General features: G+C 58.3%; 25 protein-coding genes. All 25 read right to left on the bottom strand.

What is annotated here, in order from left to right:
- Position 1: 1 nt before the first annotated feature.
- Positions 2 to 166: a hypothetical protein gene (locus ACA043_RS05945; RefSeq protein ID WP_497658796.1), complete on the bottom strand. Its 165-nt coding sequence runs from the start codon at positions 164 to 166 to the stop codon at positions 2 to 4.
- 9 nt (positions 167 to 175) lie between these two features.
- Positions 176 to 508 (bottom strand): head-tail adaptor protein, encoded by a 333-nt coding sequence (locus ACA043_RS05940; protein ID WP_497658795.1) that lies wholly within the window; start codon positions 506 to 508, stop codon positions 176 to 178.
- Positions 508 to 807: a head-tail connector protein gene (locus ACA043_RS05935; protein WP_497658794.1), complete on the bottom strand. Its 300-nt coding sequence runs from the start codon at positions 805 to 807 to the stop codon at positions 508 to 510. The genes ACA043_RS05940 and ACA043_RS05935 overlap by 1 nt, the downstream gene beginning before the upstream one ends.
- Positions 808 to 1,026, bottom strand: a complete 219-nt coding sequence (locus ACA043_RS05930; protein ID WP_497658793.1) for a DUF7302 family protein — start codon at positions 1,024 to 1,026, stop codon at positions 808 to 810.
- A gap of 56 nt (positions 1,027 to 1,082) precedes the next feature.
- Positions 1,083 to 2,288, bottom strand: coding sequence for a phage major capsid protein (locus ACA043_RS05925; RefSeq protein WP_497658792.1), 1,206 nt, complete (start codon positions 2,286 to 2,288; stop codon positions 1,083 to 1,085).
- Entirely contained in the window at positions 2,285 to 2,929 is a 645-nt protein-coding gene (locus ACA043_RS05920; protein ID WP_258450325.1) for an HK97 family phage prohead protease, read from the bottom strand. Before ACA043_RS05920 ends, ACA043_RS05925 begins: the two co-directional genes overlap by 4 nt.
- Positions 2,913 to 4,124 carry a phage portal protein gene (locus ACA043_RS05915; protein WP_497658791.1) on the bottom strand — a complete coding sequence of 404 codons (1,212 nt, stop codon included), beginning with the start codon at positions 4,122 to 4,124 and terminating at the stop codon, positions 2,913 to 2,915. Before ACA043_RS05915 ends, ACA043_RS05920 begins: the two co-directional genes overlap by 17 nt.
- Before the next feature lie 7 nt (positions 4,125 to 4,131).
- Positions 4,132 to 5,673, bottom strand: coding sequence for a terminase large subunit (locus ACA043_RS05910; RefSeq protein ID WP_497658790.1), 1,542 nt, complete (start codon positions 5,671 to 5,673; stop codon positions 4,132 to 4,134).
- The gene (locus tag ACA043_RS05905; protein WP_127648860.1) at positions 5,673 to 6,149 is read right to left on the bottom strand and encodes a phage terminase small subunit, hendrixvirinae-type; all 477 of its coding nucleotides are present in this window, start codon (positions 6,147 to 6,149) and stop codon (positions 5,673 to 5,675) included. The genes ACA043_RS05910 and ACA043_RS05905 overlap by 1 nt, the downstream gene beginning before the upstream one ends.
- Before the next feature lie 157 nt (positions 6,150 to 6,306).
- On the bottom strand, positions 6,307 to 6,528 hold the full coding sequence (locus ACA043_RS05900) for an HNH endonuclease (RefSeq protein ID WP_497658789.1): 222 nt from the start codon (positions 6,526 to 6,528) through the stop codon (positions 6,307 to 6,309).
- A gap of 94 nt (positions 6,529 to 6,622) precedes the next feature.
- Positions 6,623 to 7,075 carry a hypothetical protein gene (locus ACA043_RS05895; RefSeq protein ID WP_497658788.1) on the bottom strand — a complete coding sequence of 151 codons (453 nt, stop codon included), beginning with the start codon at positions 7,073 to 7,075 and terminating at the stop codon, positions 6,623 to 6,625.
- A gap of 60 nt (positions 7,076 to 7,135) precedes the next feature.
- Complete coding sequence (locus ACA043_RS05890; protein ID WP_085731213.1) at positions 7,136 to 7,468, bottom strand: phage holin, lambda family; 333 nt, start codon at positions 7,466 to 7,468, stop codon at positions 7,136 to 7,138.
- A gap of 55 nt (positions 7,469 to 7,523) precedes the next feature.
- Positions 7,524 to 8,450, bottom strand: a complete 927-nt coding sequence (locus ACA043_RS05885) for a phage tail tip fiber protein (RefSeq protein ID WP_497658787.1) — start codon at positions 8,448 to 8,450, stop codon at positions 7,524 to 7,526.
- 482 nt (positions 8,451 to 8,932) lie between these two features.
- Entirely contained in the window at positions 8,933 to 9,322 is a 390-nt protein-coding gene (locus ACA043_RS05880; protein WP_353188529.1) for an antiterminator Q family protein, read from the bottom strand.
- Entirely contained in the window at positions 9,319 to 9,603 is a 285-nt protein-coding gene (locus ACA043_RS05875) for a hypothetical protein (RefSeq protein ID WP_497658786.1), read from the bottom strand. Before ACA043_RS05875 ends, ACA043_RS05880 begins: the two co-directional genes overlap by 4 nt.
- Positions 9,600 to 10,235: a hypothetical protein gene (locus tag ACA043_RS05870; protein WP_497658785.1), complete on the bottom strand. Its 636-nt coding sequence runs from the start codon at positions 10,233 to 10,235 to the stop codon at positions 9,600 to 9,602. The genes ACA043_RS05875 and ACA043_RS05870 overlap by 4 nt, the downstream gene beginning before the upstream one ends.
- On the bottom strand, positions 10,232 to 11,626 hold the full coding sequence (locus ACA043_RS05865; protein WP_497658784.1) for a replicative DNA helicase: 1,395 nt from the start codon (positions 11,624 to 11,626) through the stop codon (positions 10,232 to 10,234). Before ACA043_RS05865 ends, ACA043_RS05870 begins: the two co-directional genes overlap by 4 nt.
- Positions 11,623 to 12,453 (bottom strand): ATP-binding protein, encoded by an 831-nt coding sequence (locus ACA043_RS05860; protein WP_497658783.1) that lies wholly within the window; start codon positions 12,451 to 12,453, stop codon positions 11,623 to 11,625. Before ACA043_RS05860 ends, ACA043_RS05865 begins: the two co-directional genes overlap by 4 nt.
- Positions 12,437 to 13,240: a phage replication initiator YdaU family protein gene (locus tag ACA043_RS05855; protein WP_497658782.1), complete on the bottom strand. Its 804-nt coding sequence runs from the start codon at positions 13,238 to 13,240 to the stop codon at positions 12,437 to 12,439. The genes ACA043_RS05860 and ACA043_RS05855 overlap by 17 nt, the downstream gene beginning before the upstream one ends.
- Positions 13,237 to 13,461: a hypothetical protein gene (locus ACA043_RS05850; protein ID WP_497658781.1), complete on the bottom strand. Its 225-nt coding sequence runs from the start codon at positions 13,459 to 13,461 to the stop codon at positions 13,237 to 13,239. The genes ACA043_RS05855 and ACA043_RS05850 overlap by 4 nt, the downstream gene beginning before the upstream one ends.
- Positions 13,458 to 14,051, bottom strand: a complete 594-nt coding sequence (locus ACA043_RS05845; RefSeq protein WP_497658780.1) for a hypothetical protein — start codon at positions 14,049 to 14,051, stop codon at positions 13,458 to 13,460. The genes ACA043_RS05850 and ACA043_RS05845 overlap by 4 nt, the downstream gene beginning before the upstream one ends.
- Entirely contained in the window at positions 14,048 to 14,812 is a 765-nt protein-coding gene (locus ACA043_RS05840) for a BRO-N domain-containing protein (protein WP_497658779.1), read from the bottom strand. The genes ACA043_RS05845 and ACA043_RS05840 overlap by 4 nt, the downstream gene beginning before the upstream one ends.
- The gene (locus ACA043_RS05835) at positions 14,809 to 15,312 is read right to left on the bottom strand and encodes a helix-turn-helix domain-containing protein (RefSeq protein WP_497658778.1); all 504 of its coding nucleotides are present in this window, start codon (positions 15,310 to 15,312) and stop codon (positions 14,809 to 14,811) included. The genes ACA043_RS05840 and ACA043_RS05835 overlap by 4 nt, the downstream gene beginning before the upstream one ends.
- The gene (locus ACA043_RS05830; RefSeq protein ID WP_497658777.1) at positions 15,309 to 15,647 is read right to left on the bottom strand and encodes a hypothetical protein; all 339 of its coding nucleotides are present in this window, start codon (positions 15,645 to 15,647) and stop codon (positions 15,309 to 15,311) included. Before ACA043_RS05830 ends, ACA043_RS05835 begins: the two co-directional genes overlap by 4 nt.
- Entirely contained in the window at positions 15,644 to 15,943 is a 300-nt protein-coding gene (locus tag ACA043_RS05825) for a hypothetical protein (protein WP_497658776.1), read from the bottom strand. Before ACA043_RS05825 ends, ACA043_RS05830 begins: the two co-directional genes overlap by 4 nt.
- Between the last annotated feature and the right edge of the window lie 664 nt (positions 15,944 to 16,607).

The raw sequence follows: 16,607 nt of genomic DNA, 5'->3' as shown, positions 1-16,607 counted from the left end.
CCTATTCCTTTGCCTTGGCTGGTTTTTCGGCGGCGGTTTCAGTTACCGGTTCCACCAGTCCGCGCTGCACAAGGTCAGCGCCGACCTTTGCCTCAACTGTGAATTCCTCGCCCTTCTCCCGGTCGCCGGTGGCGCCAGACAAAGCGCCCAATGCAATAACTCTCATGATTCACCTCTATGGATTCGGTACGTTCGAACACAGCAGCCGAAGCATGCTGTGCTCGTTGTCGATCAGCGCTGCGCCGATCAGGTAGGTGGTGGTGATTCCTTTCGCCGTGTGCACGATGCGATTTCCTGCGACGGCATCGGCCCTTGGCCGGACGCGGATCTCGGCGGTGACCACAACTTTCAATTGTTCGGCAACGGGAGATACCCGCCCAGTGGGCAACGTGATCTCAGACCAAAGCTTTCCGATCTCGGACCAGGTGGTATCGAACCCGCCGGATTTGTTTTTGGTCAGCACCGGCTTGAACATGGTGCAGCGATGACGCATCGGGCCTGCTCTCATCAGAAACGCTTCCTTGGCCAGAGAAGTCGGTCAACGGCCAGCGGAACAGCCGATGAGATAGTGCCGATCACAACGGCCTCGCGGTTGGCGTACCAGTGACCAACGAGCAGCAGTACCGCCTGCTCGACGTCCGGGGTGAAGGCCATTTGCTCAGGTCCAGTCGGCACCGATTCGACGAGCTCGCGATCACAGTGCATGGCCACGTGTGCCTTTGCGGCTTCGAGGTAACCGGTGATGAGTGAGTCCTCGTCGTCGCCGTCCACTCGGAGGTGGAGCTTCACTCGTGCCAGATCGATCATTTACTTGTTCTCTTTCGGGGCCGCCGCTTTCGATTGCTTAGGCGCGGAAGCCTTCGTCTGACCTTCGCCGTCGACTTCCTCCGCCAGCCCCTTGCCAATCAGGGTATGGCCGTATTCGTCATCGACTTCGTCGAACACCTGTCCGGCCCTCACCGAACTCGAGTCGGTACCCAGCAGCGTCGCGTTACCGGCGAATCCCCACAATGCTTTGATTTTCATGTTGCCTCCTAAACGAAAAGGCCGGCACAAAGGCCGGCCAGTGGACGGTGCGGGGATTAGGGCGCGACGGTGAAGCGGCCTTTGACCAAACCTTCACGGCGGCGCACACCCAGACCGAGGCGCTCTTCAACCAGCAGTGCGCGTTCGTTCTTGATGAACTGATCGTTGATCAGGCCCATCTTGAACAGGAACGACATGCGATCGAACAGCACGGACGAGCGCGCGAAGTTCGCCACCAGAAACTCGCCGCCGGTGTCGACATCACCCTCGTCGACACTGTCGGAAGTCACCACTGGACGGCCCCAGAGAACCGGCGTGACCAACCCTTGCAGGTTCGCGAACAGATAGCGGTTCTCGCCATCCTTCTGCAGCTCGATGTTCATCCAGTCGAGTTCGGTCATCACGATGCCGTCGGCGGACAGCATCGACTGTTTGCGAACCTGATAGATCGCACGACGCACCAGATCGATGGCGGTATCGCCAGCCTTGGTAAGCGCTGCGTCGTACACGGTGGCCTGGGTCATCAGGCCGTTCAGATTCTCACCGGTGCCGTCGCCCTTCAGAATCTGACGCTCTTCCTCGAGCTTCAGATCGTAGCGCAGCAGCTCCTGCAGGTAGGCCATCAGCTGGGGCACATCGTCCAGCGCCTCGTCGGTCACAGGCATCCAGACGGCGATCTTTTTGACCCGGTCGGTCTGGGTCGTGAAGGTCACGTTGCTGGTTGGCTTCAAACCACCTTCCGCAACCGGCGCTGCACCGCGGGTGTGCAGGTTTTCTTTGAAGTAGGTGTAGTTCTGGCCAGACACTGGAACGGTGGTCAAGAGATCCCGGATGCGCAGCTCTTGGCGGATGCCGGGCTGAATGACGGGATCGTAATTCGGCGCAACGATGCCGGCGCTGGTGACCTTCATTTCCTTCATGCTGGCCATGTCGGACTTGGTCACTTCGATATCGGCCAGGGAAACGCTCTTCGCCTGCAACGATTTATAAGCATCGTCGTTTTTGACCAGGTCGATGAAGCTCTTGGCCTCGCCTGGCTGGCTGCGCAGCTTGATGCCCTTCTCTTCCAGCTTCTGGACCTGCTCGATGACGCGCTCGATCTCGCCCTTCTGCTTTTCGATCTGAGACTTCATCTCGGTGGTGACGGTGTTGCCTTTCTGCATTTCGTCTGCAACCGCGTCGTACTTCTTTTGCAGGCCACTGAAACCTTCCTTCAGTTGGGTTTCGAGCGTGGCTTTTACTTCTTGGATTTGATCGGTCATGGCGACACCTTAAAAAAATTGTCAAAAGTGGTGGAGAGTGATTTCAGCCCTTCCACGATCGCCGTGGCCTCAGTTCCACCATCACGGTGCACTGCGGAGTAGCCGAGCGAGGCGACTGCTGCCGCCTCCTTCTGAGAAAGGCCCATGCGATCGCGCAGGGCCTTCTCAAAAATTCTGATGTCCGACTTAACGTCGGTGACTTGCGCCTCTGGGTTCATCCCGAAAGGCACCAAAGATGCTTCCCAGAGTTCTGCCTGCTTGATGATGCGGATGGTGCGGCCTTCCCGCTCTTCGTATGCCGCAAGGATCGTGTTGAAGCCGATCGACATACTGTCGAGCGTGCCCTCCTTCATCAGCTCGTAAGCATCTCGGGCATAGCTCACTGCCAAGTTGACTTTGCCTTTGATGTAAAGCCCGTGGCTGTCTTGGGTAAAGTCTGCCGAGCCCACCAGTCGAGTGAGGTCGTGAAACAGCGCCAACTTCAGGCGGCCGCCGCGAGTGGTCTTCACCTTGGTGAATGCGCCCGGAAGGATGACGTCATCGCCCAGGTCAACATTGTTGAATACCGCTGCATATCCCTCGAAGTTACCGGCGTCATCACTGGCCTTTACTTCAAAGGGCACTTCAATCTTGCTGAACATTGGTCTGCATCTCCCACCGGGTGACCCGGTCGTATTCTTCGCCAGCCAGCGGAGGAAGGTTTTCTTTACGGCGGACCTCGTTGATGGTCATCCAGCCAGATCCGCCGGAGCCGCCGAGGGCGCCCTTGTAGTAAGTGGCCCGGCCTGCGCTATCTGCGCGCAGCAGCCCCTCGACAACGAACTCGACGAATAAGGCAGTTCCTGCGAACAGCTTGTCGTTGATCTCGTCTTCGATAGCCTTGATGTAGGGGCTCAAGCCGAACGTGATGAAGCCGCTGGTTTGTTGCTCCAGGTTCGATCCCATGATTGAGGTCTTACCTGCGCGGTTGGCCAGGTAAAGCGGAACGCCCCAGATGCCGGCAAGCGCTTCTTCTTGAAACTGCTGGGACTCGATGAACTGACTGTCCTTCTGGGTCATGCCAGCAGGCACGATGGTCGGCCCACCTTCGAGCAGTCCCATCTTCCCGATGTCCTCGACGTCTCCGTCGCGGATTTTCGGAAACTTGTTCAGCACTTGGTCGCGCTGCTCGGACGTGAGGAAGTTTTCGTAAATGACATAGCCACCGGTGAAGCCGCCCTTTCGCATAAAGCGGGCCGACCAGTCCTGTGCCGCCTTGGCCAGGCCCATTGCTTCCTTGTGGAATTCAACCGGTGAGAGACCGCAGATCCCGTCAGCGCTGAACAACTTGAAATGCAGCATGTTCTGAGGCGAGACCGGGAAGCGCTTCCCGTTGAGGGTCACCCAGTACAGCAGATCGTCTTCGGTATCGATTTCGACCGCATCGGCACCGACCGGCACCAGGCCAATGAAGTCCCCGTTATCGGCTCGTTCGATCAGCGCGTACCCGTTGCCGCGCAGGGCCATGTTCACTACGGCTGCTTTGATGAAGTTCAGCATCGTCATATACGGGTTTGGCTTGGCCAAAATCCGTAACGCACGCTTGTTGTTCTTCACCAGAATTCGCCCGGCGGGCTGATCTTCGAACAACTTCAACGGCAACCCTGAAACCGTCTCACTGAGGATCTTGATGCAGGACCAGACAATGGGAATTGCCATGGCTTTCTTGGGTGTGATGACCGCGCCAGAGCGCGTCTGTCCGCCGATGTCTGTCTGTACCTCAACGTATTCGCCCGTCTTGGGATCGTTGAAGCCAAAGAAACTCCAGCTCATTGGGTTGTACCAGCGAGACGCCATATTGAGCCTATAGAAGTCCGGAGTATCCGTTTTTGAGGTAGTCGTCGATGTCGCCCTTGACCTCTTCGGGAGAGCCGAGGGTTGCGCCGAACGCCATTGCCAGGGCTGACATTCCATCGATGCGGCCAGTGGCTTTGTCCTTGGCAAACTTGCGATTGCCTGCCGGGTCTTTCTGAATCACCGCGTTGGATGCGCACATCGTGAGCACTGGGTGCATACCGTGGCTTAGCCTCCCGTTGAGAAGTTCTGACTCCAAGGCGTCGATGGCTGGGGTCATGTCCTTGTAGCCTTGGCCGTACTCGACCAGAGGCAAGGTCACGCCCTGGGCCTCGGCGTCACGTTTGAAGAGATCGATTCGGTAACGGTCGAAAGCAATGGCCTGGATGTCGCCGCCAAGCTCGGCAAGAATCCGAGCGATATCGGCGGCAACGTACGCGTAGTCCACGGTGGCCCCTGGGGTGGTGAACAGAAGGCCCTCACGCGCCCAGACCTCGTACGCTTCTCGGTCACGCTTGGCGCGCTCAGCCAGTCCCTGCTCAGGCGTCCAGAAGAACGGCCACACATTCCAGTTGCCGTCGCGCTTGCCGATGACGACGAAGGCCGTAAGGTCAGTCCTGAACGAAAGGTCAAGGCCGCCGTACAGATCCATGCCATCCGGGCTATCCGGATCATCGCCGCAGCTGACCCAAACACCTTTCGAGACGAAGACGGAAACCGTCGACACCCGCTGATTCAGGCAGAGGTTTCGGAACGTGTTCTCCGATGCCGGCATTCGATTGGCGCGCTCGGCCTGCTTCTCGAGATCCGACAGCGACCTGAATGAACCGAGAGCCGGATTGGCGGCCTTCCACCCTTCGGGGTCTGTGACCTTGCAATCCTTCGGCGCCTGGTAAACGTGACTGACGATGTGCGGGTCTTGAGATTTCTCCGCGTCGTCGAGCCAGATGCTGAACAGGTCACTGTCCTGCGCAGCCTGGGTACTGATCGCAATCAGAAGCGGCGCAGCGTGAGCACCCTGGGCCGTAGTGATCGCGTCAATGAAATCGCTTTGCGGGCCGCGCACCTGACCAATCTCATCGAGGATGGCCAGAATCGGAGACAGCCCGTGCGCAGTTTTCCCTTCGGCGGAAAGCGCGCGGTACTCAACGTTCAGCGGCGTGCCGATCAAGGTCTTGCTGCTCGGCACGATGTGGATCAGCGATTGCAACTCAGGGTTGAGCTGGATCATCTTCACCGCCAGCTTGAACACCAGGCCGGCCTGTTCTCGACTCATGGCGCCGGAAACGATCTGTGAATTCTGCACCGCCTCCGGGCCGACGATATGCGCCAGCAGGATGCCGGCGATTAAGCCTGTCTTGCCATTCTTCCGGGCGATGCTGAGGTAGGCGGTACTGGTTCCTGCCGGGTTGTCGTAGACCGCCAGGATGAAGTCTTTCTGGAACTGGTCCAACACCAGAGCCTTGCCGACGTGCTGCCCTTCTGGCACGCGGCAATATTTCTCGATGAATGCGATGACTTTTTCACCGCGCGTTCTGCGCCGGGCGGCCATCAGTGCATCGCCCGAGGGATCAGGTCATCGTCATCCTGGTTCGCCAGAACCTTCTCTGCAGCCCTCTGCTTGGTCGCCTTCTTGCCTTGGTCGCGCGACTCGCCTTGTGTTGCCTGGGCATGCACTTGCAGTGTCCGGCTCAATGCCACGGCGCGACGGCTCAAAGTCTCCAGAAGGTTGTGCTTGGGGTTGATCACCTGAGTACCGCGATCATTGGTCAGAACATCGCCTTCGATATCGATCTCTTTCTGAAGGCGCTCGATGTCAGACAGGCATCTGGCAAGGTTGCCAGCTAGGACCAGGTCGGAGTCGGTCCAGCTCTCTCGCGTGCGCGCGCGCACAATGGAATCCCAAAATGGCTTGTCGGCTTTGCGGATGTTGACGAAACTTGGTGGCTTCAGCGGCCCGGCGGCTGCGGCCTGCATAGCAGCAACCGCCGATGTCGCGCTATCGGAGCGGGTGCGCTTGGCTGTCATAGTTTTTCTCAATCGTGCCGCGTTGTGTTTTGGCGGCGTTTTCCGGGTTAGAGATGAAGAAGAGGGTCGAGGGCGGTCCTATGTGGCGAAAAACATCATATTTTGACCACCCCCTAGGGGCAGTGACGTGCCTCAACCGATCCCGTCATGGATTCGCTCAATCGCGGTTCCAGTGGTGGTTCGGGTCGACCGGGATGCCTGACACGTCGTGCCCTGGCAGGATGCCGGTCTTCTCCTGCCTCTGCTTGGCGCTGTCGTGACAGGGCTTGCATAGGCTCTGGAGATTCGACGCATCAAAGAACAGACTCTCGTCGCCCTTGTGAGGCTTGACGTGGTCAACGATGTTGGCCGCTTCGACGACGTCCATTGCTCGACACATGCGACAGGTTGGCTCTGCCTGCAACTGGTGCCAGCGGAGTCGGTACCAGCGCTTCGTCTTGTATAGGTGATGCCATGGCGAGGTGCTGGCCATCTCAAGCTACGACCACTCGCTTCAACTGCTCACTGAGCAGTGCGTCAAGGTGACGACTGAGCCGGGTGGACAGTTCGCCTTCAGACTCGGCAACCAATCGCACCGACTGATCTATCGCCTGCTCGAGTGGATCGAGAGTGATCGACGCTGCGCAATCTCGAAGCGTCTCGACTTTGCCGATTGCGAATTCGATACCGGAAGTGTCGACCTCGACCTTCAGGTTGCTGACTAGCTGGCCGCTGACGACGCCGCGCTCTTTCAGACTGAAGATAGTCTCGGAGATCCGCGGCGCCTCGCCGGGACTTCCGAGGCCTCGCTCGCACGACAGATCATGAGACGCGATCTGGACGTGATGCCCGTACTCGCTCCGAAGGGCGCGATCAATCAGCTCCAGCACATGGGACTTACCGCTACCCGTTGCGCCGATAACAACGATCTCTATTACCTTGGTCATGCTGCTTGTCCTCGCCGCGTGTCGCGACACAATTTGAGTGATGTGAAAACGTGTCGCGACTTACTCGGCCTTGCGGGTTGGTAGCTTGAAGTCAGTAACCCGATCGGCAATGTTGCGGATTTTCTCAACACCCAAGAAGCCAACCCAGCCGCCGGCGAATGTGGCCATGCTCTGTGGTAGGCCGAAGAAGTCCAGGCCGCTGATGATGGTCAGGGTCAGTCCACCGCAGATGGCGCCCTCCACCAGCATCTGGCGACGTGTGCCGCCACCGTAAGTGATCCGCAAGACGGCCATGGCGCAGGACAGCGCAGCCGCATAGAGGATTGGCGAATGCTGGCTCAACCACGCAAGCGCTATCGCCCATGTGTCTGGTTTGTCTGGCATGTTTGGCATCTCGGTTCCTCCCCAGTTAGGGAGTGAAGGAATTGGTTGTAGTCCCGTCCTGGGATCAGTTGGCTTGCGGCCGGCGGAAGCGGTTCGATTCGAGATTGGCCAGGCGATGGTCGATCGCGGCAAAGCGACGATCAATTGCCAGTTCAGATTCAGCCGGCTCCCTGATAGCAAACCGGTCTGCCGACACCAGAAACTGGGAGCCCATGCCTAAACCGATACCGGCGGCGACATATTGCCCATTCACCGTGAGCTGCATCTTCACCGACCAATTGGTGGCGATCTTGCTGTCCACCGTGCCGTCCTTAATGAACGCCTCGTTCAGGTAGGTCGTACCATCGATAACGACGAAAGGATTCGCAGGTTGATCAGCAGAGCCATGCGCAGGCTCTGCCGCAGCGAGATTGCCAATCTGGAAACGGATAACGCCGTCGTGGGTGATGGTGGTGACCCCGCCTTCGATCTTGATCTGGGTGCCAGCGCTCTTCGCCTTCTCAAGGCGATCGGCCAACTCCTCGGCAGTTTCGAGTCGCGAGTAGCTCAGGAACAGGCGCGGGCTGAACGAGTCATCGCCGTAGCTCGCATCGAACTCTTCAAACTCTGCAGCGTGCCGGTATTCCTCCGGCACCTTTTGCAGCTCGGCTTCCATGAACTGAACAAGGTTGGCGGCATTCTTGGGTAAGTCGTACTTGCTGTAGCTCGCGACCTCTACTGACACCATCTGGCGATCCGGCGCTTTGCTAGCGCTTCCGAAGGTGCAGGAGTTGATTTCGAACTCGCCGGCTTGCTTGTTTAACTTCCAGCCGGAGACACCCTGCACATAGTCGTGGCTTTGAATGCTGTTGGGCAGGTTCGTGCTCATCGCGCCAATGTGTGAAGCGATCGCCTCACAGGCGCCAGCGCGGACAGTGGATTCTTGTCTGATCGACGCGGTGTTTTCGGCGACCTGCTTCAGCAACTCATCAATCGTGACGTGCTTGGACATTACGGTGCTCCGGAACGAAAAAAGGCCCGCCGATATGGCGAGCCTTGGAATGGGTGCAGGTGGCTGGTGCAACTCTCCAACTCTGGTGGGGCGGATCGCCGGGTCACATACCCCGCCCTCTCATCGCGTAGCCGCCCATTGTCCGCACGGGATTAGACGACGCCTCTACCGACTTAGCCCAGCTGCCTGGGCGATAACCTGCATAACGTGCGTGTCTTCCCACGCTGCCCGCCTGAGCCGACCCCGATAGCACACAGGTTTGGATTGCTCATGCTGCCGGTGTTCTTTCGTAACGCGTGACGAACCGGCGATACCGCGTCCAGGCCCGCCCAAAGGCCCACCCTGGCTGTGGCTTACGCTCAAATAAAATTCTTGGCACAAAAAAGCCCGACGCAATGGCCGGGCTTTGTCTGTTGTGTCGCGCTTGAAAAGCTGAACACGGTTCCATGAAAACAGGTGTTTATCCGGCAGGAAAGAACTTTTTACGCTGCGAGGCGAATTTCCTCGATCGCGCAATCAATCCACGCTACACCGGCCTTGATCACCTCCCGTGCCGAACGTTCGGAGATCCTCGCCGACTCGCCAACTCTGACCATCGTCCACTTCGCACCGAAGTACAGCCAGATGAAATTCCCCATCTGCTCGTCACGCTGAGCCAGCTTGGCCACCGCGCGATCAACTACCAAGGCGGTGTCATCCGTGACGCAATAGTTCTTCACGCCGCCCTCGGTCACGTTGTTGTCACGGATCAGCGCGTACAGCGGAGACACGTACCGGGGCACACCCATTCCATCCATGCGCCACCACCCCCATTGCTCCAGCAGGTATTCGGTGTCACCCAGTGGCTTGTCTGCGTACGTTCGTTTTTTCATGCTGCCTTCCTCGGGTTTGGCTCATCCATGCCGAACAGCTCCCGCAGCAGCTTGTCAGCGATCTTGTTTTTTGCGTTGCCTTCAGTGATCCAGCGCCTGGCGAAGTCCTCGAAGCCCAGGTTGGCGCGAGACGCGTGCCAGTCGGCAATGATGTCCATGAAAGCCGCCGAGCCGATCCGGCCATTGTGTTTTTCCAGCAGTAGGCGATTTCCCTGTTTCAGGAACTGGCACTCGACCGGGGTCAAGCTTTTGCGCGGCAGCGCCGCCGTTACGTTGTTCATAGCGTGGCACTCCGAACTTTCAGATATTCATTTGGCTTCATGTTGTTCCGGGCTTGGGCGGATAGCGCGAGGCTCCATGATCGATACGCGTCCGCCGGCGAACTGCCGATGCCCATCCAAGGCTTGCCTTTGGAGAAGCAGCAGTAGGTGGAATCGCGGCCGAAGATGGTCACCTTTGGCGGGCGCCCAGTGAAAACAGTCTTCCGATGACCCAGCCAGTCCTTGACCGCGGGCCAAATGATTTGCTGTTCTGCTTTCGAGAAGTCCGTCTTGCCGTTGTTTTCGTGCACCTCGGCGAGGCCATAGTCCTCGTTCGCGACCCAGAGCCGGAAACCGCTTGGCACGTGCAGGATGTCGTACCCCTTCCGCGCCCAGGCCCAATCATCTGGGTAGTCACGGATCGACGTAGCGATCAATTCAGCTTCCGGATACTCGGGTGCCTTGACCACTACCGCACCTTTCGGGAGGACGACTGCCCTGCCCGGTTCCAGCAATGGCGTTTTTGAAACCTCGCAGTTGGTTGCTTCGTCAGTTGCCGTGCGGGGTGTCTCCGGCGGGCGTTCCGGCGAACTGTTGAAATTCTCAAATCTAAAGCCGGTCAATCGACGGAACATCTGTTTCAGCTCGATCATGCCTTTTTCCTCCCCTTGTACTGTTCGGAGAAGGGGCGGGCGATCTCCACCTCTTCTTGGGTGGGCTCGCGGCCCGCAAAGTTTACGAAACGGCCAAATTGACCTTGGCGCTGTACCAGGCATGAGCCAGCTTCCGCCTGACGTCCCTTGTCGAGGATCAGCTCAGTAACTCCCTGTTCTCCCATTTCAGACTCTCGGTCGTAGTGCACCAAGATCACCGCGTCCGCATCCTGCTCGATCTGGCCACTCTCCTTGAGGTCGCTCGCTTGCGGCTTCTTGTTGGTCCGATTGGTGGGGCCACGGTTTAATTGAGCAAGCACCAGTATCGGAATCGCGAGCTCTCGACTGAGGTTCATGATTGCGATGGACACCTTGGCCACCGCATCCGCCCGGTTCTGCGACTTCCCATCACTCCCTACGATTTGCACGTAGTCGATCATCAGGATGTCCAGCCCGACCTCACGCCGGAGCTTGAGCGCTTCGGCGCGAATCGCCGGCATCGTCAGCCCGGGCGTGTCCAGCAGGTAGAGCTCAGCATCTTTGATTTTTCCGGCCGCGACGCCGATCCGTGTCCACTCCTCCTGCTCCAGGCACTTGACCTCATCCATCCGGCGCAGATCTACGCCGCCCAGACTCGCGATCGTCCTCAGCGTCAGTTGCTCGCCCGGCATTTCGAGACTAACAACCAGTCCGACGCCGCGACCTTGGGTGGCAACGTGATTCATGATTTGCAGTCCCAGCATCGTCTTGCCGCTACCAGGTCGGCCCCCTATCACGACCATCGATTTCTGGCGAAGGAAGCCAATCAGCTTGTCGAGATCCGCAAGCCCGGTGGATAGCTTCGGTGGCGCTCGATCGTTGAGTACGTCGTCCATGTGGTCGAGCACCGCCGGCAACACGTCACTCATGCGCTTGTAACCGGCTTTGCCGGATGCTTGCAGGTCTCGCAGGTCTGCCAGCGCCAGTCCGCACTGATCGAGGATTTCATCCGCCGGTAGGTCATCATCGACGCAGGTGTCAACGATGCGCCCGAGATCACGAAACTGGCGCACTAGCGCCCACTTCCTAATGGTCTGGGCGTAACTCTTCCAGTTAGCTGCTGACGGAACGCCACGGCAAATATCGATGGTGTATTGCAGGGTGGATGCCCCGCTCGGCAGATAGCGCTGTATTGACCCGAGAGTCACTGCGTCGACTGGCATCCGCTGCCCATGGCAGTCGCAAATTACATCGAACAGCGCCGCGTTATCTTCGTGCCAAAAGTCTCCCGATTTCATCTGAAGGATGATCTCGTCCAGCATTCCGGCGCTTTGATTGAGCGAGGCAATCATGATTGCGCCCAGCACGCCCTGTTCTGCCTCAATGCGGTAATACTTGTCCTCTTCGCTCATGTGCGCCCCCGTGCCGAGGCCCAGGTGAAGCCGACCAGCAGCGCGTTGTTCTCACGCAGCCGGTCCAGTGCCCGGGCTCCGATGTATTGCTCGAGGCTTGGCGTCGATTTCCCGTCAGCGTTCTGTTTCGACGTGGCCGGCAGATTGGAGACCACCACAGTGGGGAGAACCATCTGATACCTTCGATCAACGATTTCGTGGAGCACGCCCAGCTCGTATTCGCTCCCCTTCTGCGCGCCGATCTCATCGACCACCAACAAATCAAAACTCGCCAGCTCATTGATCACGTCGCCCTCCGTATAACCGGAGTCCCGCGCCATTGAGCGCTTGAACACTCGGACAATCTCAGCGGCCGTGGTGATCACTGCCACCGCCCCGTGCTGGCGAATAACGTGCTGAACGATGCCGCTGGCCAAGTGAGTTTTGCCGGTGCCGATATTTCCGCACATCAGCAGATTGCGGCCTGCCTGGAAATGCTCGCCGAAGTTATCGGCATAGCCCCGGCACGTTTCGAGCGCCTGGATCATGGCCGGTGTGTTGGCTCGATAGGTGGCGAAGGTGCTTTCGGCGAACCGAGGCGTGATACCCGAGCCCACAAGGGCGCTGTTGACGCTTTCAGCTTGCAGGTTGGCCAGCGCCAGCGAATGTTCCTCGCTGGACCGAGGCGCTACGCGTAGGCCGTGGAATTGGCACTGCTTGCACGGACGCACAGCCATCGAACTATCGAACTGCTCAACCTCGGAGCGATCAACCTCGCCATGAATCGGGCAGTTGCCGACGAAAGTGCGCTGCTCAGGCTGGCGACGAAAATTAGAACGCTGGGCCATTGCCGCCTCCTTGGTACATTTCTTCGGTGTGCTGTGGCAGGTTGTTGTAGGTCGAAGGCTTACCGCCCTTCGCGCCAGCGCCTGGCAGAACCGAATCGGGATAGATGTCCGACCAACTGCTGGTAGTGGACTTATCCAGCACTGCGTCCGGCTCTGGATGGTTGGCCAGCTTCTTGGCGATCAGCTCGCAGGCGCGGAGTGTCAGCGGCGCCCGTTTGGCCTTTCGCATTTCGCAGAAATCTGCCCACGCCTTTTCGGAAGCGTTCGCCGGTTTGGCCATCAGCGGATCGAACTTCTGAGCCTTCGACTTCCCACCCTTCTCTAGCGCCTTGTCGCCTTCTTTTTGGTTAAGGATGGTTAATGGGTGGTTAATGGATGGTTTGGGTGCACGCTGTGCACCCCGTTCTGTCGTGGCATGCACCCCGTTCTGTTCTGGCATGCACCCCGTTGCGTCGTCTGGTGCACCCCGTTCGGCACGGGGTGCATCCCGTGCACCCCGTTTAAGATCAAGGTCATAGCACACAGGAACGCGATCGCGCTGGGTGATGTAGGCCGCTGCAATTGCCTGATTGCCTCGAAGGATCAGCCCGGCCGCTTCCAAATCTCGGAGCCGATATTGAACCGTGCGAGGTGCCAGCCCAGTGTCCAGCGCGAGACTGGAAACCGCGGGGAAAGCAGCGCGCCCCGACTGGTCTGCGTAGTTGGCCAAGCACAGCAAAACGTGCCGCGAATGCGACTCGGTGACTTCCTGCTGTGCAAGCGCCCATGCCATGGCTTGAACGCTCATAGATCAAGCTCCCCAGTCACGCGGCGAATGAAGGCGTCGTAGGTCTCAGCCATTACCAGCCCCTGATTCTCCAAGGCCTCGCGATACGCCTTGGCCGATCCATAGAGAACCCAGCGATCACGCTCTGGCAGGCCTTTGAATGCCGCGTAACTCGGCCACGGACCGGCAATCACCGAAACCGGACCTTTCTCGGCGGTAGTGGTTTGCGTGAGGCGGTTCATTGCAGTGTCTCCCCTGGTTTGCGGCCAACGTGACCCGCCAGGGTTTCCATTGACCCTCCAGAAAGTCGAAGCACCAGCAAATGCAGCGCAGTACCCGCATTGATCACTTCATCGTTCATCGTCGCGGTTATTTGCGCGTTGCCTGCTGCAAGCGTGGCCAGCCCTCCGAGCCTTACTCGGTCGTTGTAGTTGAAAGCCGCGCACGCCAGTTCAAGATCAGTCAAATGAATGAAGTTTTCGGGCGAAACTGGCTGAGCCAGAGACTCCGAAATCGGGATCTGCATGTCTGGTGGGGTCTCGCCGGCCAGCAGGCACTTGCTCGCGATCTCCCAATGCTCGTCGGAAACCTTCTTGGCATCTGCGCCTGTCTTGCGCTCGAACAGTACCTTCAACGTCCAGTACGCCTCGATCAGCCCGACGTATACGTCATCCCGAACTTCGATGGCGCCACCATCCTCCACGAACTCCGTCGCATCCTTGACGCACTCGAAGCACTTCAACAGCAATGCAGCATCCGCAAACTTTTCGAAGAAAGCCTGATCAATTGTTTCGGGCTGCGCAGGCTTGGGAAAATCAATAACTTTACTCATGCAGAAGTCCTCTGGCGCAGCTTGAACCGGCCTTGCTGAATATCAGGATGGGTGGCGCGCTCGGCCGTCTCGAAGGTGCATTCGGCCGCGAACCGGTCGAAGCGGCGGGTGATGTCTGCTGTTGGCCAGATCGCGTATGGCTGGGCGCCGTCGTCAGCGTGCGCACTGCGAACCATGGCGAACGGCAGTGGCGCGCCGGCGATATCGCGCATCACGGCGTTGATAACCCAATGCGGAAGGCCGTGGCGCAGGTTAATGCGCTCGCGGATCGTGGTCATCGACTCAAAACCAGCCGGCCTTGAGTCGAGGTAACGGACCTGCTCGACCTGGGCGACACGGGTTTCGATCCGATCCAGCGCCAGCCGCTGCTCGGCCTGCTGGCGCTCGATGGTAATCACCGCGTTGGCCTGCGCCAGCAACTGCTCGCCGGGCGTCATTGGGCGTTGATAGCTGCCCGTCCTGCGAATGCTCGGCAGCACCTCGCCCACTACCCACGCTTCGAAGGCCTCGGCCGCTGGCATCTTCGAGCGCATGATAAGCCGGTAAAGATCGCGTTCAGGGATGACCTTTACATGCCGGACCTGACCCGCCATTTCGACGGGGTAGGTCTTCGATGCTTTGCAGTGGTTGCGCACCGCTTGATCGGTATCGGAATACTCGAGCAGATCGGCGACGTCCTTGGCGACAAACCATGGCTCGCCCTGATCATCGGTGATCACTCGGATCTCGGCGCCGCTGAAGCTGAAGGGAGTCAGGTTCATTGAGTGACCTCCGATCCGAACGCGAGCCAGTTGATATCGACCCGGCAGGCGCGAGCGATCTCGGCAATGTAAGAGGTTCGCTTCGTCCTCCCGCTTTCGATCTGGCTGATTGAGGTTTGCTCAATGCCGGCCAGCTTTGCGAGTTCGTCTTGACTCAGTCCGATAGACTCTCGAGCCAGCAGCAGCCGCTCGGCGAGGCTCGTACTTGGACCATCAGGAATGCATGACACGTTTTCCGATCGGTGATTTTGTGGCGAGGGTTCAGACTCGCCCAGCTCTTTGAACTGGTCGATGGCGCTGTAAACTCCGCCAAAACCGGTATCGCTGAAATACTTCGCGAGTTCGGCCAGGGCGCCAGCGGATTTACCGCCCCCGTGCAGATGATCGAGGTGGATGGCGCTAGTCAGTGCGTATTGCCATTCGAGCAGATCTTTGGCCGCGAGCAGTTGAAACTCAGCCTCTTGAGCCGCTTCTTGCATAGTTGGAAGTGGACTGTTCATTTGGCGACTCCCTGGTGCGGGATGTTCGCCAGCTTGTAAGCGGCCGCAGCGCCAGCGTCGGCCATGGACATCGACAGCAACGCAAGCGAGTTGATCAGCCAACCGGCGCTCATTGCGAGTTCGTCAGTGAGCTCGTTGTGATTAGCAGCATGAGCGATGAGCTCACCAATGGCGGCTACTCCATGCAGCGCGCTGATCTGAAAATTGTCATTGGCGTTGTCGATCAATTTCAGCTGGTCGACCTGCTCGGGCGTGAGTTTCGTCCCCTTCGCTGAGACGGCCGGAAATTCACGCTCAACGTCGACAATCAACTGGTTCCACATTGGCGCTTTCATTGAGCGTCCTCCTGCTTGCGTTGAACAGAACGAAGCAGCGCGGCGACGGTGCCACTGAGGAAGCTGAGGGCGCGAAGTTCGGCGCAGTAGCAGATCTCGCCATAGTTCGTGACGAAGTCGAGTCGCGAGGCCAGCTGCTCGACACCCTCGGCCAGGTCTCGGGCCAGTTCAATTCCATGATCAATGTCCCCTCCATCAAGGACCTCAAGCAGGTTGTTGTTGATTCCGCCGAACGCGATGCGCGACAGAGCTGGTTGTTGCGTTGTTTGTGGCGCGGTGCTATTTTCTGAACTCATTTTGGTTTTCCTGAAGCAAAGTGATACCGAGACACCCGTTGGCGCGGGTGCCGACTTGAAGGCTCGACTTAGGTCGGGCTTTTTTGTGCCTGGCGTTTAGGTTTCCCCATCATCCACGACACAAAATTAATGCAACCCCCTCCCCTGAGAGGGTCGTTACCTACCCGGGACGGGCTGGCGGAATAGTTGTTCGAGCGCGCATATCACATCTCCAAAAATTGCAACTCATGCCTAAACAGTGCGAAGGCAGGGGTCCGCTTTAACGATTAAAAATTTTCACAAAGGTGCACCTGTCGCCTTTTCGACTGAAGTCGTCGCAATTAATGAAAATTCTAGAAAAATAACTAGCCGCGCATTGCGCGAATCAGAGTTTGCGCATGCGGAAACTTTCGACTTGGCGTGCAGTTTCCATTGACGGCGATGCTCGAACGTCTGAGAGGTCACTGCGACATACCACTGGATGAATTCACAGCACCCCCAAAGGACTGTGCTCGAACCGAGGGCTGAGCCACAATTTGCTCCATGGTCGGCAGCCGTTCTGCCAGTTCAGGCCAGACCAAGTGCCAGTCGTGCGGTCGAAGCTCTTTTCTCGTAACTAGTCCAGAAGTAGCTCTCTCAATTCCAGAGGCCATTTCAGCTGATGCTATTTTTTGTCCGTAAGCGA

This window comes from Pseudomonas sp. LBUM1648, from assembly GCF_059716145.1.
Note: the sequence above shows the minus strand (reverse complement) of the source record. Positions and strands in the feature narration are given on the sequence as shown.